Below are 25,741 nucleotides of genomic sequence, written 5' to 3'. Positions count from 1 at the left end.
TTGCTTGTCCCGCGAACGCGGTCAAATTTGGGACTGGAGCGCCATCGCTTTCGCGCGGGCGCCGATAGAAGTCTTCGTGTTACGTGCTGCGCGCGCCTGGCGGGCCTCAGCGGCGATTCGGTCGATGGCGGCTTGCGGAGTCTCGATTCGGTCAGCAAATCCGACGTCGACGCCCTGCTGGCCCATGAAAACGCCGGCCTCGGTGCCGCGGACGGCATCAACGCCGATACCGCGGTACCGCGCGACCGCATCGACGAACTGACCGTAGTAGCCTTGCACCATGTCGTTCAGGAACTTCAGCGACTGATCCGACAGCGGCTCGTGTGGGCTCAGGTCGTTCTTGTGTGCCCCAGCATAGACAGTGGTTACCTTCACGCCCATTTGCTCATTGCGCGCCGACTGGTCCAGGTGCTTCGCGATCACGCCAACCGAGCCTACGCCCGATGTACGCGACATCGATACGTTGCCGATTGCCGAGGCAAGCAGATAGCCGGCTGAATAGGCGCTGTAGTGGGTGATAGCGCTCATCGGCTTAGCGCTACGGGCATCGAACAGGAAGTCGGCCAGCTCGAACGCCCCGACGGTGCTGCCACCAGGGCTATCGATGTCGAACGCGATATGCTCGACCGCTGGATCCGCCAGCGCGGAATTCACCTGCGCGCGGACCTGCTCGTAGCTGGTCATCGTCTCGCACGGGTTCATCTGCATACTGCGGCTCACCAGGACACCATGCACCGGAATGATTGCCACACCGGTGTCGGCGATCTGCTGGCGACGAGCCGATTCCGCGCGCATGGCGGCGGTCTCGTATACGCGATCGTCATCGTCCTCCATCATCTGCGGCTGAGCGCCGTGGACGCTCAGGTTGACGATGTTCAGGCTCATTTGCTGGTTGGCCCAGGCTGCGACCTGATCGAGCATCGACTCGGTCACCATCAGCGGCTGATTGAAGATCAAGCTGGCTAGCCGGAAGCGGTTTTTCATGAGAGGATTCCTTCGATTTCTTTGACCTGCTGAGGCGTCGGCTTCGCGTCGGTCGGTGGCACGCGCGGCTGCGCGCTGGCCTGCGGGTTCGCCGCGTCGACCATGTTTAGAGGCTGCAGATAGGTATCGCCGCCGGCAACCGGAGGYATGTTTTCTAGGCGCCGGATGTCGTTCACGGACAGCCAACCCCATTGCCGTGCAATCGCGTACGCCTCGTAGCGCGATTTCTGGTCGCCGCGCAGCAGGCCGGAGACGTTGAATTCGATGTAGTACTCGGCGCGCTCGCTCGGCAGCAGCAGGTCGCGCATCATGGCCTGCTCATGACGCTTGATCCACGGCAGCAGCGTGTAGATCACGAACTGGATAGCCTGATGCTCGATATTCGAGAACGTGGCCTTATCCAGCTCGCCGATCATGTGCGGCGGCACCTTGTAGATGCGAGCGATGTCGAGCGCGCTCAGCTTCAGCGCCGGGATCAGCTCCGCGTCGACGTTCGTCATCGACAGCGCGCGGAAGGTCATGCCCTCCTGAAGCATCGCGACACGCTTCGCGTTGCCAGCGCCGCCGTACATCTGCTGCCATCGATCCGTGATCCTGTCGATGACACTTTGATCTTTGATCGGCGGCGCCTCTTTCGGACGCTCGATCACGCCGGACAGCGCCGTCCCGTTCAGGAACGACTTGCCAGCGTACTGCTGAATAGCTTGCGCATGCCCGATCGCGTTTGCGTGGAGCATGACTGGAGACAGCCCGACATAGCTATTCAGGCCGACCCACCGCACGTGGTGGATCATCCGCTGGGGCAGGAGCGGGCCGCCATCAACGCTGTAGTACGGGCGTCGATCGCTGCCCTTGTACACCGTGACGATCCCCTCGATTGGGAGGAGCTCCGTTGGCGTACCGTCAGTGTCGCGAACGATCTCGCTGTACGAGTTTCCGTTCAGTCCAGCCCTGATCTGGCTTTGCTCCCGGTACTCAATCGGCGTTTGCCAGCTGTTCGGCTCCCAGGCAATGACCCGGTACAGCTTGTGATCGCGCGCTGGCTCGCGCTTGCCCTCGCCCTTGCGCCGGAAGAGTTCGCATGGAAGCTGACCAACGCTCTCGCCTAGCAGCGTGACGCACGCCTGCACCGCGGTGAGAGCGAGCGCGCTTTCCGGCGTCACGACTGGACCGGCCTCGGAGCGAGCGCCGCCAAGTCCGGACGTCCACCCGCCGCCAGCGCTGGCGCCCTGGCCAGCGAAAAACTGTCGAAGGAACATCCGTTATCCTTTGCTGCCGGTGCGCGCGCTTGCGCGGGCGACGATGTAGGACCAGGCCAAAAGACATGCCCCTGCGACGATGTAACCGGCCGGCTCGTAGATCATGCCGGCGCCTGCTGTGATCGAGGCCAAGCCCAGTGAGCCAGCGATAAAGGTGGCGTAGTCGAGGAATTTCATATCGTTACGCCCTCGTCGTAAATTGAAGTGGTCTGCCGAGCTGCAGGGTTCAGCCCCATCAGTGAGACGGCGCAGAATCCAGCCATGAGCGGGTCGATTTTTGCTTTGCCAGATGCCTGTTTTGTAACCAGGATGGCGTTGCCCTTGTCCTCAATGCGCGCGTTACCGACGCACCAGGCCATGAGCGGCTGGCCAGCATGCACCAGTTGCGCGCTAGCGACTTTTCGCTCAGTCGTCTTGATCGGGCCATTGAGCTTGTAGCCTTGCGAGATGGCGACGATCTGCTTGATGTCGATGCCGCGGTCTTCGGTGATCAGCTCATCGACGATGTCGCCGATGCCGGAGGCGTCAACGCCGATCGCTTTTTCTTCCGGAAGAAGTCCAGCATCACGCACTTGGCAAATCAGGTTGGCGACCTGCTCGACGTCGTCGCCGGGGGTATTGACCAAAGTGAGATCGCCAGCCTTGGCAAAGTCGAGCAGCTGCTCTGCAATGTCTTTGCGCCGTTCGAGCACAATGCGGTGGGCCCATGCATGAGCCCAAAACACCCAGCGCTTCTTGGTAACCTGCTGCCCCCGTACTTCACGGTCGAACTCGTCCTTGTGCGGCGGCTGGAAATAGGTCTCCGCCTCCTTGGTGCGACCGATGACGACGAGGCCGAGCAAGTCGTCCAGACCACCTCCGTCGATGCCGACGACAGCGACTTCGCAGCGAGCGAGCAGCGAATCCAGAGTGATCGACTTATCGACTGGGAATTCCCAGAAGTCCGCGCCAGGCCAGCGGTCAGAGCGCAGATTGAGGCCGATTTCGACGTTACCGTGCTTCGCAAGGAAGCCGCGCAGCGACGCTTCGCCCTCGATCTCGGCCTTCATGTATTCACGCTCAAGGAAGCCGATGTCGACGGAATACCCGTAGTTTGGGTTCACCATCGGCAGGTTTTCCAGCTTCAGATGCTGCTTCGTCGCGACCAACTCTGGCGGGTGCTCGTAGATGATCGGCACGAACTGAGGGTCGTGTATCTTCCCGTCCCGCACATCTCGGGCGTACTGCAACTTCTCCTTAAAGACGCCGCTGGGCGGCTCGTCGCTTTGCGTGGTTACCCAGATGACGAAGCCTTCAGGTCGGGATGCCAGACCGCCCAAGGCCTCGCGGAACATATCCTTCGCGTTGGCCTGCTTCCCGAACAGCCAAAGCTCCTCGATGAGCGTGCCGACCGACTTCTTGCCGGCGACTGTATTGCTGTCGGTCGCGACAACCTTTAGCGTCGCGTTTTTCTCGCGGTGCTTGAGGGTCTTGACGTGCTCTTGCACGTGGATCAGGTCGAGCAGCTCGCTATAGTCATCCTCATCTGCATACTGGACCATGTCCCGCGCTGGATTGAAGCTATTGTCAGCTACCTCCTTGGTGGGAGCAAGAATGGTGAACTCAGCCGAGGTGCGCCAATTTCGAATCAGGCAGGTCAGCATGATGGATGCCGCCAGGCCGGACTTGAAATTCTTCTTCGGCAGCATTACGAACCACTCTTTGATCAACCGGCGGCCAGACTGCGCGTCATAGGCGCCGAAGACCGAAGCGGCCAGATCGAACACCCACTGCCCCGACGCATCGCCGATTCGCGGACTACCAGGCGCGTCGACGATCCGCAGGTCCCGCATAACCTCCAAGTTCGCCTCGGCCTCCTCGGGGAAGATGGGCGGCGGGATGATCGACTGACCCGTACGCAAACGCTCGGCCCAGTCCAGGCACGCTGTTGTCCATTCCGGCATCACACCCTCTTACCATTGTTCGCCGCAAGCTTCGGCGGCGCTGCCGACCCGTATTTGCCAGCACCGGCCTTTTTCGCGGCCTCCTGCTTCTGGTCCTTTTTCCCACCCTCACCCAGCTTCTGGTGCTTGAACGGCAGCATGGCCTTGGCCGCATCGATCCGGAGCCGCAGGTCTGCGGCCGGCTCGTTCATGACCTTGGTGAGGAACTCAACCGGGTCGGCGGTAGGCGGAATATCGATCGCCTCGTCCAGCGGCACGAACTTAGCGGGCGCCGATTTGGCGCCAGCGTCGGAGCTTTTCCGATGTGCGTCCAGGTAGGCTTTAACATCCGGGTCTTTAACATTTCGGGACCCGGCAGCCGATGCAGTTTTTTCACTGAAGCCGGCGCGAATTGCCGCTTCCTTATTCGAGAACCCGGCCAAAACGGCATCGGCGAAGGCTCGCTTTTTGCCTGTTAAAGCCATTAACAATTTCCTCCAAGGGGACTTTTCCCTACGCGTGAGAGACTATGCGGTGTCGGCCGGCGAAAGGTTGCCAGCTTTGCACTACCCCCCCTCCCCTTTCGGGCCGGGCTTGGCACTGCCGCGTTGACTAGGTGGCGGCGGCAGTCGCTAGACGGATGCGAGCGACCAGCTCGGGCGAGCCCATCACGATGACGGTGCCGACGCCCTTAGTCTCAGCCGCAGTCCGGAAAATATCGCTGAACAAGGTGTCGAAGAGACCAGCATGACCAAGCTCAGGCGCCGACACGATCAGCACCTCATTCTTCGCGTTGCGAAGTTCAATCAAGCCATTCCACTTCGACACAACGCGCATACCCTCGATCTGGTGGCTGCCTACCTGCAAAGTGAATGACTCTTCGCGGATCAGTTCGGCTTTCATAGTTATCCTCTCGCTCGCTGTTTCGCCTCACGCGCCGTCTTGGCGTCATGGCACGGAACGCACAGGGTTTCTTTATTGCTATCGTCGTCGCTTCCGCCAGCCCACAGCGGGACGATGTGATCGACCGGATGGCCAACCGTAGTCAGGCCCTGTCGCTTGCACTCCTGGCACAAGCCGCAGTCACGCCTGCGGATGCGCTCGCGGTCCTGAACGCCCCTCCAGCCGCGGACGCGCTGGACCGTATCGGGGCGCACCGGCCCGAGCGTGGCGAGGCGACTGCCAGCAGCTTGCAGACGTGGCTTCAGGGTTTGAAGCTTTGGCATATCAACCCATCGCTCCGCCGATATAGCGCTCAATCTCTTCCGGGCTCACATCGCACATCAGGCGTTTGGACGTACGCTCCATGAACTCACTGTGCGCACGCTCGGTGCGGTCCCGTATCCAGGCGTCGTAGTCGAACGCCACGGCACGCGGCGACTCCGCGGCCTCTGGCACTGGCGCCGCGATGTGCATCAGGCTGATCCGCGAGTCGAGAACAAGCACCTTCACACCGGCCGGCAATGAAGCATGACATGCTCGGCAAATGTGCTCGCGCTGATCCGCAGTCAGCGGCCCGGCGACGGAAAGGACGATCGAGTCACCGGCTGCGGGGCGCAATACGTCGATGCGAGATTGGATTTCGCTCATCGCGCCGTCCAGATGTCGCATACTTCGCTCAGGTCCGGATACTGCTTCACGCTGGCTTTCGGCGTGAACAGCGTCTTCAGTCGGCCGAGCGCATTGGTTGGCACCTCGCGCACTACCTCGAGGAAAGACATGCCCGAGCGCCCGTAGCCTTTGGCGCGCAGCGCGGCTTGGGCGTCTTCACACTGCACCAGGTGCTCGGCGATTCGCCGAAGCCGAGCCGGGTCCGCGATCTTGGCTTGGCTTGCTTGGCTACCCAGCACAGCGCGCGCAATCTCGGCGACGTAGATGTCTACCGGGCCTTTCATGCAACCACCCGAGCGGCATTGATCGCCGCATCCTCGCGCAGCATCTGCAGCACAAACTTCAGCCAGACGACTTCTGCCTCGACACTCATACGCGACCTCAGAATAAAAGAAGCCGCCAGCGCATTGCTGCATCAGGCGGCGAAAAGCAGGCTACCAACCTACTTTGGAGACGGATTGTGGCGGCCGGTGGCAGACCGGCTAAGTCGCGGACGCAGATCCGCTGCACGCTTTCGCGCGCTTCCTCGCCACACAGCGATGCCCTGCTGAGGAACGTCGTTGTGTAGCCACTGGCTAAGCCAGTGAGCGGCTTACTTGCGGCGGCCTGCGTTCAGCTCGGCGACCTTCTCGTTTGCGACCTTTTCGGTCGGGTGCGTTTCGACATCGGCAAAGCGCTCGCGGTCGAACGTCTTCCAAAAGCCATTGCTCCATCGGGCTTGATAGCGCATTAGAGATCCTTGGGCGGGAATAGAAAAAGCCCGCTGACCTTTCGGGGCGGGCTCGATGTGCTCCAAGGCTATCTGCCAAGTGAGCGAAACTGATTGTGTCACGGTTCTTTCAGGCGAACGCCGGCTTTAACGCGGGCGGGGTGTTTCGACTGCCTCGGGACAGCGGTGGCGCTTTCGCGCGCATTACGGTATCGAGAGGGAACTGTGCTTGAGGACTAAAGTTTACGCCTGTTTTTCAGGCGATGCAATACTGTTGAGCCGGCTACGCGGCCTGTCGCATTTTTGCGCCGGCGCGCGCGCCGTGCGACTGGTACAGTCCTTCGAGCTCACTGGCCATGTCTCTTGTGCGATCGGCGACAACGTTTTCGCCGATGATCGGCGCGGCGCCAGTACCATTGCAGGCCTTGCACGTCAGGCCAAGGGGACTCAGCGTTGTGCCGTTGCAGGACTCGCAGTTACCCCCAAGCCAGTGCGCGAGCGACTGCTCGGCGATCTGGGCGTACCGACTGAAAACCGCGTTGGCATCCCATTCCGTGCGCGGCTTCGGGAACCAGCCGCGCTCAGTTCCTCGGCTCGCCACGACCCGCTTCCAGACCCTGAGAAGCACCGCCAGGTTTCGATTGCCGGCTTCGAACGTCTTGTGGCTGATGCCGTCGCCATACTTCACGCGCGAGAGCATAGAGCCAAACACGCTGCCCGAGCCGCCCGTCAGGTCCGCGAGCGCCGCGGCAGCGAGAATTTCGGTCTGTTTGTGCAGCTCGTCATCCTGCAGGTTGGATGAGCTCAGGGCATTAAGGTAGCGTTCGGCGAAGGGCATGGCTTGCTCCTAGTAAAGGTAGAAGCAATTTACCAGTTCATGAACTTTTTTCTTGCTGCCCCGAACTTTTACAAATGGAAAGGCGTTGCGGATTTGACGCAGCAGTTAGCACTCGCAAAGTATTTTCACGCCACTATAAAGTACCGAGAAAGCCGTTGTCAGAGAAAGGCATTGTCGTGAGACTAGCTGGTCGGTATTGTTATTACTCCAATATTGATCAGGAAAGGAAAAATCATGGAAAGCACAACCGAACACCGCGGATATCTCATCGATATAACTCTGCATGTGCGCGGACCGAAAGATAGCCCAGAGTGGGTCAGCACCGTTGCGATCAGCGTTAAACATGAGGGTCGAGTCCAAAGGTTTGCCGTTGAGCCTGAATGCGACACCCCGGACGACGCAAAGAAGCGAGCGCTTCGCGCCGCCCAGCAAAGGATCGACGACATGCTCGATGGTTCGGCCTGATGCATTCGAGCCTATCGAAGGCATGCTGCCTATGCGGCATCCCCCTCAAGCTCGTGAACTGAGACAGCCGCACTTGGTGTGGCACCGTATGCCTTCCACAGTTCGATGCATACCACTTGGGCGTCGTCTTTCCATACGATCCCATTGCAGCCGTCCTTCAGGCCTTTAAGCACGTTGTCGGCATCGGGTTTCTTGGTCGCTCGAATCTGACCGGCGAGAGCCAGCGCCCGTCGCTTCTTCGACCAACTGGCGGGCACCTCGAATGCCAAGTTGACCACCAGCTTAATCGGCCGTTCCGACGGCTCTCGCCCCATCATTGCTGCTTCGGCTACTCTTTGCACTAGAGATTCGTACGCCGCCGTCTTCGCAGGGGTATAGGCAACCACGCGTTTCCCCCGGCGCGCGAATTTGGGGCGTCCTTTCGGCACTGGCTGACCAGGCACGATGAACTCGATCATTGGCGAGCCTCAACTGTTGCCGCTACCGTGCTGGCCAGCCGGTGCAGTCTAGCGTTGAACCATCGACGGATGCAGTATGAGCGCACCACGCTGATGACGGTGTAGATCAGGCCCATGACGAAATTCTCACCAAGGGTGATGTGGAAGCCGAACAGCGGGAAGATCAAGAGGTTAGCGGTGTAGTTGATTCCGAAGCCGATGCAGGTATTGATCAGCGCTTCAATCAGAGAGCCAAGGCGAGTCTGGGTCATGCGAGCCCTTCGAAGGTGATGGTGTAGTGGGTCGGATTGCGGTCGGCGTAGCGGTCGAGGATGTCGCCGGCTAGTGCGTTCAGCGCCGGATAGAACGGCTTCGAGCGCGGCGGACGATCATCGGTGAATTTCCCCTGGATCATGGCGTCGCGCAGGACGATCAGTGATGTAATGGCCTTCGTGATGTGTGACATGCCGGAATCGGGGTCAAGATCCTGTCCTTCCCACCAGTCCATGAGGTGTCGCATCGTTCCGTCGTAGTAGACCGAGCCGCGCACGCCCACCGCGCGATAGTTGTGCCGGCCGTACTTCGACGCGCCTTCCAGCATCGCGACGCCAACCTCAGCCAGGACGTTGGCGGGCACGGTCGACATTGGCACCTTGCGGACGCCCACTATGTCCTTCGGGTTCGTCGGCTTTGAACCTTCGAGCGGGTGGAACGTGAGCATTTCGTGCGTATCTTTCATCTTCATCCTTTCGTTTTGGTTTGAGCTGCCTTGTTGTTCTGCTCTTTCGCCATACGCTTCTCAACCCACTCCACCCGCTCCGCCCTGTTCGCCGGCCTAGCGTACCGCACGCACTTCTTTTTCGACCAGGGCACGAATGGATTGATCAGCGGCGCCATGGTGTTGTCGTATCCCACGCACCGACCCACCCCTACCCGGGCGTGATCCGGGTATTCCTTCATCTTGAAGTGCTGGCATAGGGCGCATACCTCTTGACCCTCAGCGATCATGCGGCCTGCCTTTCGTTCGATGCAGCCACACCGGCGCGCGCGTTGCCCGCCTTCTCGCTCATCGCCTTCATTGCCTCGCGCAGTTCATCGCGACGCGCCTGGCGCTGCTCATCAGTCAGCTGGACGCCATCGGGGACGGTCGGAGGCATGTACGGCCGCTCGATCTTTTCTGGTGGCGGCGAGAGGGTGTAGCCCCTAACTTGATCCGTTGGCATGTCCACTTCGCCCAGGGCGACACGGATTCGCAGCGCGAACGCCTTTTGCCCTTCGCCGGGCCGCGGCTCCAGCGGCGGATCAAGCATCAGGCCTGCAGCTTTGATGCTCTCTGGGGTCTCCCACCAGCCGCCAGGCAGTTTCGGCGCCGGCGCGGCATATGGACGGACCTCATCGAGCCAGCGGCCCGCGCGCAACCAGGTGGCTGGATGCGGAATGAACTGACCGTCGTCCTTGCGCCAATCTGCGCCCTGCTTCTGGTTCTCGATGGCTTTCAGGATCAACGCCAGCAGCACGGCATCGGGCTTGATCTTGGTCCAGGCCTTTAACGCGTCCTGCTTGCCGACGCGCCGAGGGTAGGCAGCCCAGAACTGATCGAATGGCTTTGCCTTCTCCGGCTCCAGCTCACAGACTTCATCGCCGTCGGCGCCAGCTGACGAAGAGGGTTTAGGTTTTTCGTTCTCCTGCTCTTGTTCCTGCTCTTGGCTTGCAAGGGACTCTGAAGGGGCTTCAAAGAGGCTTCCTTGGTCCCTGCTCGAAGACATGCAGAATGCCTTCGCGTACATGGCATAGAACCTGCCCAGGTAAGGGTTTGCAGGGAGCGATTCGTACTCATTCTGTACGCCCTTGATGCGCAGATCCTTGCCCTGTAGCTTGTCAGCGATCTGGAAGCGCGCCATCTCCATGACCCATACCATTTCGCTCTCATCGTCATAGCAGCAGAACCCCGCATCGATGCACCCTTGAAGTCCCTTGGAAGCCCCTTCAAAGCCCAATCCTGTCTCGTGGGCGATGAAGGCTTTCGGCAGGTAATAGAGGCCCAGCATGTTGGCGTGTGGGCTGGTCAGCAGGTAAAGGGCGACCAGTTGGGCTTCCAGTCCGTTCTTGCGCAGCGCCTTGCCGGTCGGGCCTATCCAGAACTTGGGCGACACCTTCCCATAGTCACGCATTGGCACCTCCAGCGATGTTTGCGTATCGCTTCGCCAGGAACACTTGGCCGGCGCCCGTCACCATCGTCGTAAAGGTCGCATGCGTCACGCCCTTGCTGTCGGTGTAAGGCTGCTGCTCGATGACGGTGAAGTACTCGCGGTCGATGTACTTCTGATATGGCAGGTTATTGTCGAGCAGGATGCCGTCCGCCCGAAGGCGCCTGAACAGCTTGTTGCGGCCGATGCCCAGCGTCTTGGCGATCTTCTCGATGTGGCAGGCGCCGTCGATCGCGCGCACCGCCTCTGCAAACGCCACCTTCGGTGCGTCGGCAGCGATCTTCGCGTCCAGCTCGATCACTTTCTCCGAGTACTGGAGCAGCAAACCACGCAGTGCGTGCGGGTCCGACAGATCCGGTACTGCCGGCGCGGCTTCCTCAAGCTCCATCCAGCGATCAACGATTCTCCCCGTGAACTCCGGAGACAACCGAGCAACCAGGACGAGCGAGTCACGCTTATTCAACCGGTGCTCCGGATACTCGACGCCATTCTGCTCGTGGCGGTAGAGGGTCTCCACAGATTGTGTAACCCCCTGCTCCATCAGTTCGCGCGCAGTGCGCAGCACCTGGTCGTGGCGCCGCCCGGTTAATTCAGCAACCTCCCGGCTCGACATTGTCACTTCGTTACCGCCGATGGCTTGCAGATTCAACATGCTACCCATTTCGAATTCTCCTAAAAGCGCCGCTTCGTGCGGCATCCTTTTACAGTCCTAGTGCAGCCGCCCAGCCCTTGGGCGCTGCCTTTGCCTTCTTCTCCCAATGGCGGCTGCGGTGCCGAGCTTTGCGCCTGTCATGCCTCTCGGTCCCCTTGATGCGCTTCTCATAGCGGTCGGCGATCTGCTGCTTGGTCAGGCGCGGAAGCATGTCCGGAACGTCATCTCCCGGGCCCGCGTGGTAAATCGCCATCGGCGGGCCGTGGAGCGTGTGAGGTTGCCAGGCGCCGATGTGCACTTGCCGGCCCTTGTGCAGCTCCGCTACCACCTTGAACACGGTGGTGCGATGCACTCCAGCGCGCTCCGGAATCTCTGCTTTCGTCGCCGGCAGGGCAGCAAGGACAGCGGCGATTGTGCGGGCGCGCTTCGGGTGCACGCTGTCGTTCACCTCTGTCATGCTGCCTCCCTTACCTTTTCGTGACCGTCACGGCTTTGCTCGATCATCGCCATGCACTCGGTCAGCAGCTCGCGCTCAGTGCCATACCGCGCCTGAAACGTCGCCTTGCGCCCATGCACGCTGATGCGACGCCGGATGTCGCTATCGTCCTGCTGGTGGTGCGGCCCGCAAAGTGGGATCACCAGGAAGTGCGCGCCTGGCTTCGTGCGCCCGTCGATGTGGTGAAGGCTGATCGCGTGATTCGTCCAACCATCCTTCAGGCAGGCGATGCACGGCAGCTGCCCCATGCGATCCATGAAGTGCGCTTCCTCCGCGGTGGGCGGGCGGCCTTTCATTCCGTGCGACTTCATCGGCTTTGGGACTTTGGGTTTGGGGGCTTTGGCGTGCTTTGGAGCCGCAGCCTTCCCTTTCGCCTGGACCGCAGCTACGCGCAGCAGGCCGGCACCAGCGGCCGGGGTCTTGAACCCGCTGCCACGAGACATCGGCGTCTTGCGCTGCAGGGGCTTGCCTGACTTGAGGGTTGAGCGGCTCAGCATGATAAGATTCCCGAATGACAAGATTTTTCCGATGGCTGAGCACGCCTCTTTTGCTGACGGCCCAAATAGCTGTCTGGGGAACGCTCGATCTGATTCTTCTCGGTCGGTCCTTCTCGCTGGACGCGGGCCAGTGGGCATCGTGGGTGCAGGCGGTCGGCTCTATCGCGGCCATTCTTGGAGCTGTCTGGGCCGCTGTTCACGCAACCCGCAGCGCAAACAGGGCGCGAGACGAAGACGCGCGAGAGGCTGGCGTATCGCAAGTTATTTTTACGCGAGCTATCCTCCAACAGGCCTCCGATACGATCGTCATGATTCGCGGATGCGCCGCCGCACATCAGGTTGACGAACTGCACCACGAGGCGAGCGAACTGCTGACCATTCTTAGCGCCCTGAAATCTTTGATAGCTCAGTCCAGAGACGCTGAGCTCACAAGAATCCTTGTACGGGCATACGAACCGATGGCGCGTTGCCACTCTCAGGCGAAAGTCAGCAAGCGGAGACTTACGGACATGGCTTTTACAGAGGTTGCCGCCGGCTCCGCGGCGCGTGAATTGGATAGCCTGCGCAAAGATCTGAAATCGGTTGCAAGACGCCTCAAAGCACCCGCAGAGCCACCAGGCCCAGAGGCCGACTTTGAAGTCTTGACCGAAGACGACGGGCGCTAGGCCGAATAATCGATGACGCATGATTAAGCCTTCGTGTGAAACGAAACGCTCGAGCGAACGGACCAGTCCGGAATATCCAGTCGCACGCCGCGGCGGTTCGGGATGTTCTTCTTGCTCAGGCCCGAGCTCGCACGCCAATCGCCGCGGTACTGCGGCAGCGTCGGCGCAATCTGGCCGATCGGTTCAGCGCTTTCCTCGGCTTCTGCGCTCTCTTCACTGAAGGCCGGGATCTGGATGTTCGAATCGTTGGTCATGCGACCCTCCGAATAGTGAATTTGGCGACCCAGCAGTCAGGAGCGTGAGGTCGCCCCTCTGGACGTTTGCAGTTGATGCAGCGCTTGGCGCCGTGGCGGATGTAGGTCATGCGGCCCTCCCGACGATCTGCTGCTCGTGGGCGAAGTTCGCCCGAATGAGCGCCTCCGAAAGCGGCGGGCAAACGCTGTTGCCGCACATGCGCACCTGGGCCGACTTGGTCAGCGGGACGCGTGGCAGAGTGCGTGGATCGCCGCCCACCTGCTCGCCGCCGACGAACAGCTTTGCTGGGTCGGGGATTTCGTCGATGACGTAGTCCGCCGGGAAGCCCTGGGCCCGATACAGTTCGTGCGGCGCCAGCATACGCAGCCCAATATCGACGATCTCATAGTCTTGGCCTTGGATCGTCACGAGCCCGAAACGGTCTTTGGTCGTGATTGTGTGCAGCGGCTCTTCTAAGCGCGGATCCTGATCCGTGCTGTAGTACTTCATCAGGAAGGCACGAACCTCGGCGTGATGCTGTCCCTGGGCGCTGATCGTGCCGATCGGCTCGTCCATGCGTGCTGCCGTCGATGTGCCGCGCAGCTTGATCAGATTGCTGGTAACGACGCCAAGCGCATGAGGTGCGCCGGCCGGATTTTTCTTCGGGCCTGCGGTGATTGTCGGCATAGGGTCGGCCAGATCGCTACCGGTCGACCCGGTGCGGAACTTGGTCACGTGCGCGGTTACCAAGCTATGGTGATCGGTGCTGGTGACGGTGCCAATCGGCTCATCGAGATCCGAGCCGACCACGCCGGTGTAGTGCTTGGCCAGGAAAGCAGTCGCGATCGCCGTGTCGCCTTTGGCGGTGATCGTCGCCGCAGGCTCGTCCGCGGCGCGCGGGCGGCTGTCGCCTGCACGGCCGCCGACGCCGACCAGGGCAGCGGAAACCATGCTGAAGTGCCCGCCCTTCACCTGGGCGCAGATGGTGCGCAGCGGCTCATCCGCCGGCATGACGCGTTGATTGCTTGCGTTGGCGTGCTCGTTAAGGAACGCGGTTACCAGCGCCGCCTTACCGGAACCGACAATCGTTCCCAGCGGCTTTTCGATGTCGAGGGCGCGGGGCGCCTGCCCAGCGATGGCAATAAGATCGTCCTCGTGACCACATGCGGCACAACCGCAGGTAGGCTCAACATCGAATTCCGCCGAGCAGTGCCTACAATGCCAAGCTGCCTTACGCTCGCCATATCCCGTTTGCACCAAGGTGGCGGTCGCAAGAGCTTTCTCGCCGCGCTGCGCGCCTGTGATGGTGCGAAACGGCTCGTGGATAGATTCGCTGCGTACGCTGCCCTGGTGGGTGACCGGAACGATGCTCGGCACGACCACCGCGCGGTGGTTTTCGGTCGTCAGGGTGCCGAAGGGTTGGTCGACCGGAACAGGCTTGCCAGAATAGACCGGCCCGCCGGCACCGACGATGAATGGCTTCTCGGCGTCGACCACGTAACGCATGATGCCCTTTGCGATACGGCGCAGGGTTGCATCAGCCAGCGGGCGCTTGCGGCCAAAGATGCTCGGGCACGGCAACGACCAGTCGATGCATTCCGCCGCAGTGCGGTGCGGCTTCAGTTTCCCCCGCTTGACCATCGGGTGATCTGGGGCAGCGTGCGATTGCTCCGGCCAGGCGATCGGCAGCCCATCACGGCGAGCCACCATGAACAGGCGTTTCCGGATGGTCGGCGTGTTGTGCTCGCTCGCTCGCAGCTCGCGGAACTCAACTTTGTAACCGTGACCCTCCAGCTGGCGAACGAAGCTTTCGAAGGTCTTACCGCGCTTGGCCGGATCAGGCTTCCAGTCGCCGTTTTCATCCTGCATCAGCGGGCCCCAAGTTTTGAACTCCTCCACGTTCTCGAGCATGATCACGCGAGGTTTGCACTTCGCCGCCCAGCGCATGGTCACCCAGGCGAGGCCGCGGATCTTCTTCTCGACCGGCTTACCGCCCTTGGCCTTGCTGAAGTGCTTGCAGTCCGGGGACAGCCACACGAGAGCAACCGGTCGATTGTTCGTGACTTCGATCGGGTCGACGTCCCAGACGCTCTCGCACAGGTGCTTCGTGTACGGGTGATTGATCGCGTGCATCGCCAAAGCTTCTGGATCGTGGTTGATCGCGATGTCGACCGGGCGGCCGAACGCAGCCTCCAGTCCAGTGCTGGTACCGCCGCCGCCGGCGAAGTTGTCGATGATGAGTTCATGCCCGAAGTCGAGGCCCATCGTCATAAGGTCTCGCTTCATACACGCACCTCCATACATGCCGGACCTGCGCCAAACAGCGCGGTAACCCATGGGTCACGAGCAGCCGGTGCACGGCTTACGCGGATCGCGTAATGCGTGTCATCGGCCAGGATGTGGAATCGGCGGCCCGGGGCCGGCATGCTGATCTCCGAGCTGGCGACGCCAATTGGACGCGCCGGCACCTGGGCGCCCAACGAATCGAGGTAAGCCTGGGCTTCGCCCGGGCGCATCGCCAGGCGGCAGACCTGCTCGCCGTCGATGTACAGCTTGTCGACCTTGCCCTTGAGGTCTGCCAGGTACTTTCGCACGCCAGATGGACCGACCTGCAGCAAGGCGCCGATCTCGTCGCGCGCCAGCTGGCCAGCCATCAGTGCAGTGATCAGCTTGCGGATGTTCTCGGCCCGGGCTGCGGTGTAGCTGTGGGTTACGTGGTGAGTGCGAGTCATGCCGGCACCTCGGCGCCCTCTTCCGCCGCAACAGCGGCCTTGGCTTCGTCGTACTTTTGGATGCCCCAAGCGAGCGCGTAGCAGCACCAGGTGAATGTGTGGGTGTACTCGGTGAAGTCGTGTTCGAACAGGTCATCAAACTGCCAGACCGGCTGATCGTCCGAACGAACCCAGGGATCTTTGCGGAAGCTGAATTCGTAAGCTGCCGCCTGAGCGTAGTGCTCACCGTCTTCGGCGCGGTCCAGCACCTCTTCCTGGACTTTTTCCCACAGTTCGCGGCGCTGCTCCTTGTCGAGGGTGCCATGCTTTTTCCCACGGCGCATCCACCCGACCCGGTATTCGTTGATCACGCGCGTGAACTTCTCGAGGTCGAATTCCTTCGCCTTCCCGCCACTGCTCGCACCGTTCGCGTTGACTGCCACCAGCTTCTCGCCCCAGTAGCCCAGGTTGATGGCCAGCGTGCGGCCGCGGCTGGCGTGGTACTCGCGATCGTGGCCAAAGAACTCGAACATGTCTTCGATCCGGCGGAAGACGAAAGTTCCCATGTCGCCCGTGTAGCACAGGTAGCCGGGCCAGGTAATCAGGTCGAAGTGGTAGCAGCTCGTGCCAGGCTCCTTGAAACGGACGTGGCGGTGCACGCCGTCATCGCGCAAGATGGCCATCACGTGGCCCGCGACGTCGCGCAGGAAGTTCTCTTGAGTGCAGCCGCTCATTGGTCACCACCGATCACGGCACGCACCGCTTCATCGAGGTCAGCTTCCGTTAGAACATGGCGACGGATCTCGGCGACATAGACCGCGTCACCCGGGCGGAGCCATTGGTTGCCGACGATCAGCTCGGTGAGCGAGTCTGCGTCGACCTCGGGACGGTTGATGAAAAAGTGACGGTCCGGTGCCGTGGCCGAAACCTGTGCTTCGCCGGCGTGCGCCGCCGGATTCAGATTTTCTGATAACATGCGTTCTCCATTAGTTGTACCTGCTTCACTGAGCCCGGCTGCAACCGGGCTTTTTTATTTCTGCTGCGCTTCCATCTCTGCCTTCATGCGCTCCCAAGCGTCCCTGGGCATCACGTGATGTGGGACCGGGTCATTGCTGCCAATCGGCCCCACGTCTTTCTCTTCCTGCTGATCCATCTGTCCTCTCTTATTGGCTTGCCTCAGTCACGCTGACCTGGGCGGGTTGGTCGTTGTGTGGCTGGAGATCCATCTGGCCAAGCAGAACGCGAACTTCAGCCGGCCGCCAGTTCGAGTACTCGACGACGCGCAGGATCATCCCGGCGCTGATCGCGTTCTTCCTTCGGGCCTGGCTCAGTACGCATTGGCTTACTTTCAGCTCGCGCGCCAAGGCGGCGTCGCTGGCGATCCCTTTTTCTTGACGCAGCTTGTCGAACAGTGTTGATGCGCTCATAGGTTGCTCACTCGCCCATGACCTTGGCGCCGAACTGGCCGCGGAACTTCTTCCGGCGATCGTTCATCAGCGCGCGCAGCTCGGAGATGCTCCAGCCGGTTTCTTCGTGCATGCTGATCAGGATCGTTGCGCCGACCGGCAGCGCGTGATGGCGGATTTTCGAGATCACCGGGGGAGCGACGTCGAGGACCTTTGCCAAGGCGGCGTCGTTCTTCAAATTCAGCTTCGAGATCACGCTGTCCAGAAGATGGCCCGGGTCGAGCGCCTCTGCTGCTTTCGTTTCTTGGGCTGCTGCTTGCATCGTTGACTCCTTGTTCTGGTTATTGGTGACGGCATGCCCCGCCGCCAGGGTGTTCCCTACTTCGAAGAAGATGCGTCTTCAGCGACGGCCTGGCGCGCAAACAGGGTTGCCATCACATCGCGCGCGGCGTTCTCGCTGGCCTGCGCCGACTCGACCAGTTCTTTGTGCACAGCCAGGAGAACTTCGCTGGAGGCGTTCGGCGCTAGGTTCACAAGGGCCAGCTGGGCCTCGCTCGATTCCTTCATGACCGCGCGCAGGTGCGTCGACACATCCAGCTCGGCCGGCGCATCGCCAGCGACCGCACGTACCTCAATGCCCATCGGGCAGAACATCTGGCTCAGGCACCGCAGTCGCAGCTCATCCGGCAGCGCGGCGATGATCGACGGAATCAGGTTCGCCGGCAGGTTGCCTTCGTCCAGCCAGCGGAAGATTTTCTGCGCCGACTTGCGGGCCTTGGCGAAGGTATCGCCTTCAAACTCGAAGCTGATCTCAGTCGCCAGGTCAGCGCCCAGCGCCTGGTGCGCCTCAACGATGGCGATCGCCACCGCCTCGCGACTCATACGACTCGCGGTGCGCCACGCTTCGATCTCAGCGCGCAGGATCGCGGCCGGGGCGTGGAATTGAGGCGCTTGTTTCATGACTGTTTCCTTTTTGAAATGTATTCTTTGCACTACTGAGAACAACAACTGGAACTCCACATGTCCAACGCTGCCTTCGTACTGATGAACTGCGATCTGGTCGCTGTGCCACTGCAGCTTGGCGCGGCCGGCCTGGTAACGATCTACTGCGGCGCGAAGCGGGCAAACGAACTTCTAGACGCACCTACGCGTCAAAGCGACATTGAGCAGGCTTTCAATCCGTCGAGCGGCGCCGAGGTGCGGGCTCATCCAAGCCAAGCGACTTGAAAACCGCCGGGCGAGCCAACTTCAGAAACGCGAGCCGCGCCTTCGGTATGCCTAACTTCCTCCACTCAGAGACGGAAGCGGGCTGAATCTCACAAAGACGCGCTACTTCGGACGTCCCGCCCAGGGCGTCAATGATTTCGTCGGGCGATTTCTCAGTAGTCATGCGCTCTATTTTAGGCATACCTAAACACGAATGCAAGCATTTTTAGGCTTACCTTATTCAAAAAGATTTAGGATTACCTCATGAATGATTGGAAACAAAGGCTCAGCCACGCTCGTAAAGAGAAGGGGCTCAATAAGACCGAATTTGCCAAGGCCGTCGGGGTGTCCAACCCAACCGTGACGGACTGGGAGAAGAGTATTGAGGATGGCGGCATCAACGAAATCTCTGCCGGCAACCTCGCAAAAGCGGCCGCGGTGCTGAACGTCGACTCGAACTGGATCCTCTTAGGCAAGGGTCGAGGACCCGGAGCGGCCGGCATAGCTGACGAAGATACGCCGCCTCTTCCCCCTGGGGCTATGAGGGTGCAGGTAGTGGATGACGACGATCCATCCCTCACGCACATCCCTAAAATAAAGCTCAAGCTTTCTGCTGGCATCACAGGCTTTGATGCTGAGCCCGAGCGTTTTGATGGCACAACCCTTACGGTTCCAACCTCTTGGTTGAAGCGCCACGGCTATATTCGGGAAAAGCTGTTTGCGACACGCGTCGGCGGCGACAGCATGGAAACCACGCTTTACGACGGCGATATCGTGGTCGTAAACACGGCGGACACCGCCAAGCTGGACGGAGCCGTTTACGCGTTCAACTATGAAGGTGAGGCAGTGATTAAGCGCCTCACACGTGATGCTGGCCAATGGTGGCTGACATCAGACAATCCGGACCAGCGTAAATTTCATCGCAAGCTTTGTAAAGGAGCCGACTGTATCATTGTCGGCCGAGTAGTTCGAAGGGAAAGTGACAGGCTTTGATGCTGTACTCAGTTTTGCGTCTTCGCGGTGAGCGCATGGTGGTGGGATTGGTTAAGCGGTGGCAGTTGAGTGGCCGGCATGCGCCAGGCCTGGTCGAGCAGTTGCAGGAACGGTTTTGCCTTCCTGCCATGCTGATTGCCCCCGATGACTCAACATGGCGGACAGCGCGTGCGTACGCGAACTTCGACTCAGAGCGCCCTTTGTTTGAGTTGCTGGCTATGGCGGCCGACGTCGAATGGAACGAAGTGCCGAGTGAGGCCGCGGTTTAGCTATCGTTTTAGGCGCCACGGCTTACTTGGATGGCAAGCGGACAAATATGAAAGCAGCCCCCTATCTCCTCAGTCTCCTGCTGTGCTCAGCGGGAGACTCCAATGCAGCTGAGCCAATTACTGTCCTTGGGCTTCCGCTGGGTGGGAAAATCACCCCGCCTCTTAAGGCCTGTCGAGATCTACCACCAGGCAAGTATATGCAGCAAGGCACTTGCTGGGTGTACTCCACCGCCGGCCCGAAGGGCGGCCGAAGCGGGGAGCTGCACATCCCGGGCGCGGATAGTCGTCCAGCGTGGGCCGCATATGCCGACTTTAGGGCGGATGTTGACCAGAATGGTACGCTCACCCAATTCACGGTGATCTCCCGAGACGCCAATCAGGCCGACGAAATAATTAACTCTATCTCGACCAGATTTGGACCACCAGCGCACTCAAACTCAAACCCGCCGTTTAAGTGGTATGCCAATTGGACTCGCCCCGAAATCGGGATCAGCTTCTTGTGCAATATAGGGAACAAATGCCACACCCGCTTTACCTCGGCTGAAGTGGCATCCGAAGAGCGTGCGCGCCTACAGAAGCAGATGAAGCTTGATGCTGCGCGACCAGTGTCCCCGTGATAATTGGTGAATCTTTTGCCAATCTGACAGCGTATCATTCCCTTGCGAAACGGCACGCTTAGATGCCGAACTCAAAAGACATCGTGGCCCTAATCAATTGCCCCGCCTGCTCCCATAGCGTGTCCCAAATGGCTGCTGCCTGCCCTAAGTGCGCACATCCAATTGCCGCGACGCCGATAAACCATGGAAAACCTGTAACGGTAGAGCAAACGTCAAAGACCTACAAGCTCGCTCAACTCGTCGGCGTCCTCCTAATGGTTTTAGGTTTGGTGTCATGCAGCTACCAATACTATTCCCTCGGCACGTATGCTCAACTTGGGTCCTTCAACTGGCTAGTTGGTATCGGATTGTGCGTGTATTTATACGGTCGCTTGGCCGCTTGGTGGAACAATGGTTAGCCGAATGACAATACCTTCGGCGTCTGGTACGGCGCGCGTAGTTACCGATGGCTTGGTGACATCATGAAACTGATCGGCATCCTCATTCTGGTAGCTGGCCTACTCTTGGGTGCGCGCGCCCTGACGATGGATGTCGGGGTCGACGTACCTGCGCGTGACTTTGGCTATGGAGTGTCGACGCCAGCCGTGAAGGTCGCAAACCTGGACTTGATGACCCAGCGGCAGAACCTCCTCATCTTTTCGGGAATTCTTTCCGTGGTCGGGGCAATCCTCACTGGCTTCGCTTCGATGCGCCCCGCAATCCCCGCGCTGACAGACGCACCTAGCGGTTTTCTTGACTTCCTGGATGAGAAGCCGGCCGAGAAACTTGTCGACGAGCCAGTCACTACGCCGACAGCAGTCTCAATCTGCCCGAAGTGCCGAAGCATGGGCGCAGTTGAATGCGGCCGGTGCGGAGCTGCACTGCAGACGACTGCATAATCGCTTGATACAGCTTAAGCCAGCACCGCATGGGGTACATGTTCGCACCACGGTGGCGTCCACGAATGGCTTTAGCGTGATAATTGGATAGTCTTTTGACAATACAGGCAATGTATTATTCCTGGGAAATAGCGCATATCGCCGCTATACCCCGAGAGAGAAAATGAGAAATATTCTAGTCGCTGCTGCTGGCGCCCTGATCCTTACCGCATGCGGAGGCGGAGGCGGAACCTCCGGTACCAGCACAACGCCAGTCGCCACCACGCCAGCGCCACAGCTAGCATCCTACATTGGCAACTGGGCCTCTAGTTGCTATAACCACGCGATTGATTCGGCTGCAATTACCCGAACTCCGGGCACTACGGACTCGCTCACCATTGCCTTCAAAACTGACTACTACATAAACGCTAATTGCACAGGGAATATTGTTGCGACTTGGACTCAAGGCGCCAATGCAACGGCTGTTTATTCAGGCACTGTTGACTCGTCAATTGTCTTTACCCCTGGCGCTGCCGCTGTCGCTGCGAAGGTAGACAAGGTAACCGCGACCATGCCGCAAACGACTGCTTCCGTGACTGGAACTGGCGTGGTGCATACGGTTGTGAATGGCCAAGCCCAGTGGTGCATTAACTATGGAAATGGCAACACCAACTGCATTAAAGATGAGGGAACGATAGCGCCCACAAGCCAACCTGGCGGCCTCTACCTTCAAGGCAACGTCTTGTATGAGTTGGTCCCGAGCGGGTCGATTTATACGGTTAACGAGGCTTTCAACAAGCAGTAACCCTCCACCGCCCAGATGCGCGCCGGCCTCAATGCCTGCAACTGGGCTTGAGCGAACGCGGCGAGGCAGGCTTTACTTAACGTAGTTCGCCGAACGGAATGAAGCCGTGCCGCTATCCCGCCACCGCTACAAGGCCACGGACGGGCATGATGTCCACTCGCCGGCGAAGTCGACACACGACCAGGCACCGTCCGGCGCCAGTGCGAAGTGCCGGGATGGGGCGTATTCCTTCAGTCAGCACCGCCGCGGTACGTGTTCGCGTCATGGTGGTGTGCAAAAGTAGCTTCATTGAGTTAGGCGGGCACAAATATTGGGTCCGACCGAAGACGTAAGCCAGCTCAATAAGCTACACTACTGCAAACCATAGAGAAGTGATAATTTAGACAACAATAATGACAAATGCTGCACCAGATCTCGCGTTGAACGCTATCGTTGACGGCATAATCGCCCGTGTTGACGATAGCGAAGTTGATACGTTTGGGATTGCAAGACTGGAACGCGATCTTGCGAAGCTTTGGGCTGCCTCGGCTATTAATGTCGCGAACTACCATATGACACGTGCCATGCTTAGCATGATCAAGCGCAACAACGATGCGGCCGTCGTAGCAGCACGTGAAGCAGTTCGATGGGCGGGCGGTGACTATGCGGTTTTAGGGAATTGCCTTACCGTCATGAGTACCGCTCTGGAAATGGAAGATGCCGTTCAGCTTATTAGAACCATCTCGAAGCAGTTCGTAGATGACAAAAACGCTCTTAGAGATACGATTTTGAAATCGGCTGACCTGCTTCAGTTTTCCACGTCTGTTGATCTAATCGAGAAATTCGAAAAGCTCAACATTAATTCTGCCCCTGAGCCAAGAATTCTTAGGCAGCTAATAGCTAGCAGTAGGGACGCCATGACTCAACTCGGCTTTAGAGACGAAGATTTAGCTAATCGACTTGCAGTTGTTGGCAAAACTTTGCGAAAGCAAAAGCTCGACATTTGGAGGTCATCGCGGATCACACTTAGCGATGGTACGTTTATGTATTTTGTTCATGTAAACGCTGATGCTGACCGCTGTGCAGAGCTTTCATTTGACATTGCCGAGGCGCTAGTGGAGTCGTTCGAAGACCCAGGATCGGATTTGTTTACGATTTCGTGCAGACCAGCAGCGGACCTTGCTGAGATGAATGAGATAAATCCAGGCCAGCTATGAGTGTCGATTATCAATCTTTTGCTGATTTCGCTTCTAGACTTTTGTCATCAGAAAGCGAAATTGACTGGCGTATGAGTGCCGGTCGAGCATACTATGCCAGCTATCATCGTGCGCTTTTAAGTACGCGCTTTTGTCCTGAAAATTCCCACCTTGCTATGGGCAGCCACGAGCGGGTTAGTGATCAGTTTATCAAACATGGTGCGACGAGCGCTCGCTCAATTGCATATATTCTGCAGAGTATGAAGAAACTCAGACATATTGCTGACTATAACCTTGAAAATAGATTCGATCGTGGGAATGCGACCAATCAACTTGCTCAACACAAATTAATGGTTCAGAAGTTAGATCAGTTCGATTCACAAGCTATTTCCAAAACGGCGTAAGAGAACACTGTCGGCTTGAGAGTCCGCTGCTTGCAGGCTTTTTTACGTCCAGGACGCCGATCTGCGCGATCGGTAGCGCTTCGGCCGGCGCAGCACGAAGCTAGGGAACAGAGCCGACATTATCGGCAGCGCTCGAGCTTGTACTGGAGGCGCGGCGACAGCGGCTGACGGACGGGCCGATTGATCGCGCACTGGCATCGCATCTCCAATCCCTTCCAACCCACGGCGCGCCTTGCTCGCGGTCGATTCCTTCGCAGTCAGGATCCGGGCCTTTAGATCCTCGATCATCGCCTCGGTGATTTCCGTCGCGCCGTATTTCGCTGGCCAACCTGGCTGCAGCGGGTACGGCACGCCGAACGATTGGGCCTCGATGTGCGTGAGCGCCTTCACTTCTCCCCTGCCCTGCAGGTAGCGCGACAGCGTCAATTTTTCGCCCATTTTTCGGCCCTTTTTATCCGCACCCTCTACTGGTACTGTTGAAGTACTAATTCTTGGCTGTTCTGAGAAGGTATTTCTAAGTTACTGGTTCTAAAAGCTTCCCAGCAGAGCCTCGGTTCCAGAGCGGCACCCTCCCTAAAGGCCAGTCAAAAAGACTCGCTTTCGTGGAGAGCGCCTGCATCCCATGCTTTCGCCTTCGGACACTTTCGCTGTTTCGCAGACTTTCCAGGTGTCTCACCTGTTCCCCCGGCGCGCTCTACGAACTACCACCCACGCGTTGCCCTTCCGGCTTCCTTGGCTTCTTGGGCCTGGACGTTGGCGGTTTCCCCTCCCTGCTCCAGGCTTGCAATCAGCCGAAACCGACCGATGGCCTAATTGTACCTAAGAATTTAGGCATGCCTCAATATTTTTATTGACAGCCATTTTAGGCATGCCTAATATGGAGGCATACGAAGCGAACTCAACCAAGGATCGCCATGACGCAGACCAGCAAGCCGAGCAATCAGCAAGTGCGTAGTTGGATGCAGCAGCGACAGGCGGAAAAATCACCGCCGCCGGCACCGGAAGAGATTCGGAGGCAGCTGGGATGGGGATTGGTTGAGGCAGAGCGCGGAACGATGAACAGGAGCAAATGATGAATAGCACGGAAATCCGAAAACATAACCGCTACACCGCCCAGGACTTCGTTTGCGATGCCCTGATGGTTGCATGCATCGTCGCTGCCGCTTGCGGCGTGCTGGAGCTGGTGGGGAGCTTCTGATGGCGGTCCCGGTTCCGATGCAATGGAATGAGCGCTACCTCCGCGAATGCGTCGAGGACGAGATCGAGCTGGCCCGCCTGATGCGGTTCGGTAAATTCGCCGCGCCGGCCGGCATGACGCGCGAGACGGTGCTCGTTCCGGTCCCTGCCAAGAACAGCGGCTTCCTGCGCAGCCCTGGCGTATCGCGCACAACGTTCGCCGCAGTTGGTGAGCTGCCGCGGTGGAGGCGCGATTGGACAGCAGCTGGCGAACTGAGCATCCACTTGGGCCTGAACACCTATCACGACCCGGACGAGGGCGCAGTCTCCGTCAGCGCTGGCGGACGGCGCCGCAACGTCACCGAGCGCTATGAGGATCACCCGAGCAGAGACGCCGCCACCTGGGCAGCGATCGTGCGGGCTGCGATTCAGAAGCTCGAAGCAGGCAACAACTAATTCGCTCGATACCGAGCCGCCGGCACGGCGCCAGTGCAATCGAATCGCCCTGGAGATCACGATGATCCGCTTTTTGCTGCTGCACCGAATTGACCTGACCGACCGTCACCCGAACGTCATGCTCGCGGCTCTGGCCGCCCTCATCGTGCTTCGCGCTGCGCTGGAGAGCGTTCTGTGAGCCCCGCCGCCATGCAGGAAATCGCCGTCGCCAAGGTAAAGCTGATCGGCTGCCTGATCCTCGCCGTGGTCGACCTGGTCGCTCTGGCTTTTGCGGGGCTGCCGCTGTGATGCGCCGCCTCGCTATCGCCGTCGTCGGCGCCCTCGCCTTCCTGATCTTCCTGGCTGAAGTGCAGCGGCTCGACGACATGACCCTCGAGCAGATCGAGAAAGTGCGCGAACACCGCGCAAACCAATAACGACGACACAAGGAATCCAAGAGATGTGGTTCAAGAATCTTCAGATTTACCGCCTGCCCGCGCCGTGGGCAAACACCGCCGAACAAATGGAAGAGGCGCTGCAGTCGCAGGCGTTCACGCCGGCTAGCAGCAATGAACTGCTGCGCCAGGGCTGGGATTCGCCGCGCGGCAACGGCAAGCTGGTCCACGAAGTGAACAAGCAGATGCTGATGATGCTGGGCACGGAAAAGAAACTGCTGCCGGGCTCGGTCATCAACCAGGTCGCCAAGGCCCG

At 59.5% G+C, this 25,741-nt stretch carries 41 protein-coding genes and 1 pseudogene; 13 read left to right on the top strand and 29 right to left on the bottom strand.

Annotated elements, in window-relative coordinates; translation table 11 throughout:
- Nucleotides 1–21: 21 nt before the first annotated feature.
- The 11 genes from AC1DIX_RS21875 to AC1DIX_RS21825 form a co-directional block, all read right to left on the bottom strand.
- Nucleotides 22–984: a S49 family peptidase gene (locus AC1DIX_RS21875; RefSeq protein ID WP_477327385.1), complete on the bottom strand. Its 963-nt coding sequence runs from the start codon at nt 982–984 to the stop codon at nt 22–24.
- Nucleotides 981–2,243, bottom strand: coding sequence for a phage portal protein (locus AC1DIX_RS21870; protein ID WP_477327383.1), 1,263 nt, complete (start codon nt 2,241–2,243; stop codon nt 981–983). The genes AC1DIX_RS21875 and AC1DIX_RS21870 overlap by 4 nt, the downstream gene beginning before the upstream one ends.
- A 3-nt stretch (nt 2,244–2,246) precedes the next feature.
- Nucleotides 2,247–2,420 carry a hypothetical protein gene (locus AC1DIX_RS21865; protein WP_477327381.1) on the bottom strand — a complete coding sequence of 58 codons (174 nt, stop codon included), beginning with the start codon at nt 2,418–2,420 and terminating at the stop codon, nt 2,247–2,249.
- Nucleotides 2,417–4,186 carry a terminase large subunit gene (locus AC1DIX_RS21860; RefSeq protein ID WP_477327379.1) on the bottom strand — a complete coding sequence of 590 codons (1,770 nt, stop codon included), beginning with the start codon at nt 4,184–4,186 and terminating at the stop codon, nt 2,417–2,419. Before AC1DIX_RS21860 ends, AC1DIX_RS21865 begins: the two co-directional genes overlap by 4 nt.
- Nucleotides 4,186–4,650 (bottom strand): terminase small subunit, encoded by a 465-nt coding sequence (locus AC1DIX_RS21855; RefSeq protein WP_477327377.1) that lies wholly within the window; start codon nt 4,648–4,650, stop codon nt 4,186–4,188. Before AC1DIX_RS21855 ends, AC1DIX_RS21860 begins: the two co-directional genes overlap by 1 nt.
- Nucleotides 4,651–4,777: 127 nt before the next feature.
- Nucleotides 4,778–5,068 carry a hypothetical protein gene (locus tag AC1DIX_RS21850; protein ID WP_477327375.1) on the bottom strand — a complete coding sequence of 97 codons (291 nt, stop codon included), beginning with the start codon at nt 5,066–5,068 and terminating at the stop codon, nt 4,778–4,780.
- A gap of 2 nt (nt 5,069–5,070) precedes the next feature.
- On the bottom strand, nt 5,071–5,391 hold the full coding sequence (locus AC1DIX_RS21845) for an HNH endonuclease (RefSeq protein ID WP_477327373.1): 321 nt from the start codon (nt 5,389–5,391) through the stop codon (nt 5,071–5,073).
- A 1-nt stretch (nt 5,392) separates the two neighbouring features.
- Entirely contained in the window at nt 5,393–5,755 is a 363-nt protein-coding gene (locus AC1DIX_RS21840) for a hypothetical protein (protein WP_477327371.1), read from the bottom strand.
- Nucleotides 5,752–6,060: a hypothetical protein gene (locus AC1DIX_RS21835; protein ID WP_477327369.1), complete on the bottom strand. Its 309-nt coding sequence runs from the start codon at nt 6,058–6,060 to the stop codon at nt 5,752–5,754. Before AC1DIX_RS21835 ends, AC1DIX_RS21840 begins: the two co-directional genes overlap by 4 nt.
- A 308-nt stretch (nt 6,061–6,368) precedes the next feature.
- Nucleotides 6,369–6,506, bottom strand: coding sequence for a hypothetical protein (locus AC1DIX_RS21830; RefSeq protein WP_477327367.1), 138 nt, complete (start codon nt 6,504–6,506; stop codon nt 6,369–6,371).
- A gap of 262 nt (nt 6,507–6,768) precedes the next feature.
- The gene (locus AC1DIX_RS21825; protein WP_477327365.1) at nt 6,769–7,323 is read right to left on the bottom strand and encodes a hypothetical protein; all 555 of its coding nucleotides are present in this window, start codon (nt 7,321–7,323) and stop codon (nt 6,769–6,771) included.
- Nucleotides 7,324–7,557: 234 nt separating this feature from the next.
- Here AC1DIX_RS21825 and AC1DIX_RS21820 point away from each other — a divergent pair, with 234 nt between their 5' ends.
- Nucleotides 7,558–7,788 (top strand): hypothetical protein, encoded by a 231-nt coding sequence (locus tag AC1DIX_RS21820; RefSeq protein WP_477327363.1) that lies wholly within the window; start codon nt 7,558–7,560, stop codon nt 7,786–7,788.
- A gap of 29 nt (nt 7,789–7,817) precedes the next feature.
- On the opposite strand, the gene AC1DIX_RS21815 is transcribed toward AC1DIX_RS21820, so the two are convergent.
- From AC1DIX_RS21815 to AC1DIX_RS21780, 8 genes are all read right to left on the bottom strand, one after another.
- Entirely contained in the window at nt 7,818–8,246 is a 429-nt protein-coding gene (locus tag AC1DIX_RS21815) for a RusA family crossover junction endodeoxyribonuclease (RefSeq protein ID WP_477327361.1), read from the bottom strand.
- Nucleotides 8,243–8,497: a DUF7220 family protein gene (locus AC1DIX_RS21810; RefSeq protein WP_477327359.1), complete on the bottom strand. Its 255-nt coding sequence runs from the start codon at nt 8,495–8,497 to the stop codon at nt 8,243–8,245. Before AC1DIX_RS21810 ends, AC1DIX_RS21815 begins: the two co-directional genes overlap by 4 nt.
- Nucleotides 8,494–8,970, bottom strand: coding sequence for a dATP/dGTP diphosphohydrolase domain-containing protein (locus AC1DIX_RS21805; RefSeq protein WP_477327357.1), 477 nt, complete (start codon nt 8,968–8,970; stop codon nt 8,494–8,496). Before AC1DIX_RS21805 ends, AC1DIX_RS21810 begins: the two co-directional genes overlap by 4 nt.
- A complete protein-coding gene (locus AC1DIX_RS21800; RefSeq protein ID WP_477327355.1) occupies nt 8,967–9,122 on the bottom strand; it encodes a hypothetical protein in 156 nt (51 codons plus the stop codon). Before AC1DIX_RS21800 ends, AC1DIX_RS21805 begins: the two co-directional genes overlap by 4 nt.
- Before the next feature lie 107 nt (nt 9,123–9,229).
- A complete protein-coding gene (locus AC1DIX_RS21795) occupies nt 9,230–10,396 on the bottom strand; it encodes a hypothetical protein (RefSeq protein ID WP_477327353.1) in 1,167 nt (388 codons plus the stop codon).
- Nucleotides 10,389–11,129, bottom strand: coding sequence for a phage antirepressor KilAC domain-containing protein (locus tag AC1DIX_RS21790; protein ID WP_477327351.1), 741 nt, complete (start codon nt 11,127–11,129; stop codon nt 10,389–10,391). The genes AC1DIX_RS21795 and AC1DIX_RS21790 overlap by 8 nt, the downstream gene beginning before the upstream one ends.
- A 4-nt stretch (nt 11,130–11,133) precedes the next feature.
- Nucleotides 11,134–11,541, bottom strand: a complete 408-nt coding sequence (locus tag AC1DIX_RS21785; RefSeq protein WP_477327349.1) for a hypothetical protein — start codon at nt 11,539–11,541, stop codon at nt 11,134–11,136.
- Nucleotides 11,538–12,077 carry a Ref family recombination enhancement nuclease gene (locus tag AC1DIX_RS21780; protein WP_477327347.1) on the bottom strand — a complete coding sequence of 180 codons (540 nt, stop codon included), beginning with the start codon at nt 12,075–12,077 and terminating at the stop codon, nt 11,538–11,540. Before AC1DIX_RS21780 ends, AC1DIX_RS21785 begins: the two co-directional genes overlap by 4 nt.
- Before the next feature lie 14 nt (nt 12,078–12,091).
- Between AC1DIX_RS21780 and AC1DIX_RS21775 the strand changes: the two genes are divergently transcribed.
- On the top strand, nt 12,092–12,742 hold the full coding sequence (locus AC1DIX_RS21775; RefSeq protein WP_477327345.1) for a hypothetical protein: 651 nt from the start codon (nt 12,092–12,094) through the stop codon (nt 12,740–12,742).
- Nucleotides 12,743–12,765: 23 nt separating this feature from the next.
- Here the strand turns inward: AC1DIX_RS21775 and AC1DIX_RS21770 are convergent, their stop codons facing one another.
- From AC1DIX_RS21770 to AC1DIX_RS21730, 9 genes are all read right to left on the bottom strand, one after another.
- Nucleotides 12,766–12,996, bottom strand: coding sequence for a hypothetical protein (locus AC1DIX_RS21770; RefSeq protein WP_477327343.1), 231 nt, complete (start codon nt 12,994–12,996; stop codon nt 12,766–12,768).
- Nucleotides 12,997–13,102: 106 nt separating this feature from the next.
- Nucleotides 13,103–15,262 carry a DNA cytosine methyltransferase gene (locus AC1DIX_RS21765; RefSeq protein WP_477327341.1) on the bottom strand — a complete coding sequence of 720 codons (2,160 nt, stop codon included), beginning with the start codon at nt 15,260–15,262 and terminating at the stop codon, nt 13,103–13,105.
- Nucleotides 15,259–15,708 carry an ArsR family transcriptional regulator gene (locus AC1DIX_RS21760; RefSeq protein ID WP_477327339.1) on the bottom strand — a complete coding sequence of 150 codons (450 nt, stop codon included), beginning with the start codon at nt 15,706–15,708 and terminating at the stop codon, nt 15,259–15,261. The genes AC1DIX_RS21765 and AC1DIX_RS21760 overlap by 4 nt, the downstream gene beginning before the upstream one ends.
- Nucleotides 15,705–16,421: a hypothetical protein gene (locus tag AC1DIX_RS21755; RefSeq protein ID WP_477327337.1), complete on the bottom strand. Its 717-nt coding sequence runs from the start codon at nt 16,419–16,421 to the stop codon at nt 15,705–15,707. Before AC1DIX_RS21755 ends, AC1DIX_RS21760 begins: the two co-directional genes overlap by 4 nt.
- The gene (locus AC1DIX_RS21750) at nt 16,418–16,663 is read right to left on the bottom strand and encodes a hypothetical protein (RefSeq protein WP_477327335.1); all 246 of its coding nucleotides are present in this window, start codon (nt 16,661–16,663) and stop codon (nt 16,418–16,420) included. The genes AC1DIX_RS21755 and AC1DIX_RS21750 overlap by 4 nt, the downstream gene beginning before the upstream one ends.
- 54 nt (nt 16,664–16,717) lie before the next feature.
- A complete protein-coding gene (locus tag AC1DIX_RS21745) occupies nt 16,718–16,840 on the bottom strand; it encodes a hypothetical protein (protein WP_477327333.1) in 123 nt (40 codons plus the stop codon).
- Between the two features lie 10 nt (nt 16,841–16,850).
- Nucleotides 16,851–17,114: a hypothetical protein gene (locus AC1DIX_RS21740; protein WP_477327331.1), complete on the bottom strand. Its 264-nt coding sequence runs from the start codon at nt 17,112–17,114 to the stop codon at nt 16,851–16,853.
- Nucleotides 17,115–17,121: 7 nt separating this feature from the next.
- Complete coding sequence (locus AC1DIX_RS21735; RefSeq protein WP_477327329.1) at nt 17,122–17,415, bottom strand: hypothetical protein; 294 nt, start codon at nt 17,413–17,415, stop codon at nt 17,122–17,124.
- A 56-nt stretch (nt 17,416–17,471) separates the two neighbouring features.
- Nucleotides 17,472–18,053, bottom strand: a complete 582-nt coding sequence (locus tag AC1DIX_RS21730) for a hypothetical protein (RefSeq protein ID WP_477327327.1) — start codon at nt 18,051–18,053, stop codon at nt 17,472–17,474.
- A gap of 60 nt (nt 18,054–18,113) precedes the next feature.
- Between AC1DIX_RS21730 and AC1DIX_RS21725 the strand changes: the two genes are divergently transcribed.
- The 7 genes and pseudogenes from AC1DIX_RS21725 (at nt 18,114) to AC1DIX_RS21695 (ending at nt 23,419) form a co-directional block, all read left to right on the top strand.
- Nucleotides 18,114–18,320, top strand: a complete 207-nt coding sequence (locus AC1DIX_RS21725) for a hypothetical protein (protein ID WP_477327325.1) — start codon at nt 18,114–18,116, stop codon at nt 18,318–18,320.
- Nucleotides 18,321–18,563: 243 nt separating this feature from the next.
- Nucleotides 18,564–19,292 (top strand): LexA family transcriptional regulator, encoded by a 729-nt coding sequence (locus AC1DIX_RS21720; RefSeq protein WP_477327323.1) that lies wholly within the window; start codon nt 18,564–18,566, stop codon nt 19,290–19,292.
- 1,347 nt (nt 19,293–20,639) lie between these two features.
- Nucleotides 20,640–21,056, top strand: a complete 417-nt coding sequence (locus tag AC1DIX_RS21715) for a hypothetical protein (RefSeq protein WP_477327321.1) — start codon at nt 20,640–20,642, stop codon at nt 21,054–21,056.
- Between the two features lie 163 nt (nt 21,057–21,219).
- Nucleotides 21,220–21,840, top strand: coding sequence for a hypothetical protein (locus AC1DIX_RS21710; protein ID WP_477327319.1), 621 nt, complete (start codon nt 21,220–21,222; stop codon nt 21,838–21,840).
- Between the two features lie 112 nt (nt 21,841–21,952).
- A pseudogene (locus AC1DIX_RS21705) lies at nt 21,953–22,123 on the top strand (DUF3761 domain-containing protein); the annotation flags it as partial.
- A gap of 109 nt (nt 22,124–22,232) precedes the next feature.
- The gene (locus AC1DIX_RS21700) at nt 22,233–23,036 is read left to right on the top strand and encodes a hypothetical protein (RefSeq protein WP_477327317.1); all 804 of its coding nucleotides are present in this window, start codon (nt 22,233–22,235) and stop codon (nt 23,034–23,036) included.
- Nucleotides 23,033–23,419 carry a hypothetical protein gene (locus AC1DIX_RS21695; RefSeq protein ID WP_477327315.1) on the top strand — a complete coding sequence of 129 codons (387 nt, stop codon included), beginning with the start codon at nt 23,033–23,035 and terminating at the stop codon, nt 23,417–23,419. Before AC1DIX_RS21700 ends, AC1DIX_RS21695 begins: the two co-directional genes overlap by 4 nt.
- A 42-nt stretch (nt 23,420–23,461) precedes the next feature.
- On the opposite strand, the gene AC1DIX_RS21690 is transcribed toward AC1DIX_RS21695, so the two are convergent.
- Nucleotides 23,462–23,857 carry a hypothetical protein gene (locus AC1DIX_RS21690; protein ID WP_477327313.1) on the bottom strand — a complete coding sequence of 132 codons (396 nt, stop codon included), beginning with the start codon at nt 23,855–23,857 and terminating at the stop codon, nt 23,462–23,464.
- 634 nt (nt 23,858–24,491) lie between these two features.
- Here AC1DIX_RS21690 and AC1DIX_RS21685 point away from each other — a divergent pair.
- The 4 genes from AC1DIX_RS21685 to rdgC all read left to right on the top strand — a co-directional run.
- Nucleotides 24,492–24,617: a hypothetical protein gene (locus tag AC1DIX_RS21685; protein WP_477327311.1), complete on the top strand. Its 126-nt coding sequence runs from the start codon at nt 24,492–24,494 to the stop codon at nt 24,615–24,617.
- The gene (locus AC1DIX_RS21680; RefSeq protein WP_477327309.1) at nt 24,617–25,051 is read left to right on the top strand and encodes a hypothetical protein; all 435 of its coding nucleotides are present in this window, start codon (nt 24,617–24,619) and stop codon (nt 25,049–25,051) included. Before AC1DIX_RS21685 ends, AC1DIX_RS21680 begins: the two co-directional genes overlap by 1 nt.
- Before the next feature lie 287 nt (nt 25,052–25,338).
- On the top strand, nt 25,339–25,467 hold the full coding sequence (locus AC1DIX_RS21675) for a hypothetical protein (RefSeq protein ID WP_477327307.1): 129 nt from the start codon (nt 25,339–25,341) through the stop codon (nt 25,465–25,467).
- A gap of 23 nt (nt 25,468–25,490) precedes the next feature.
- On the top strand, nt 25,491–25,741 hold a 251-nt coding region (rdgC, locus tag AC1DIX_RS21670), incomplete at its 3' end, for a recombination-associated protein RdgC (protein WP_477327305.1).

This window comes from Massilia sp. 05N420 (assembly GCF_056397205.1).
Note: the sequence above shows the minus strand (reverse complement) of the source record. Positions and strands in the feature narration are given on the sequence as shown.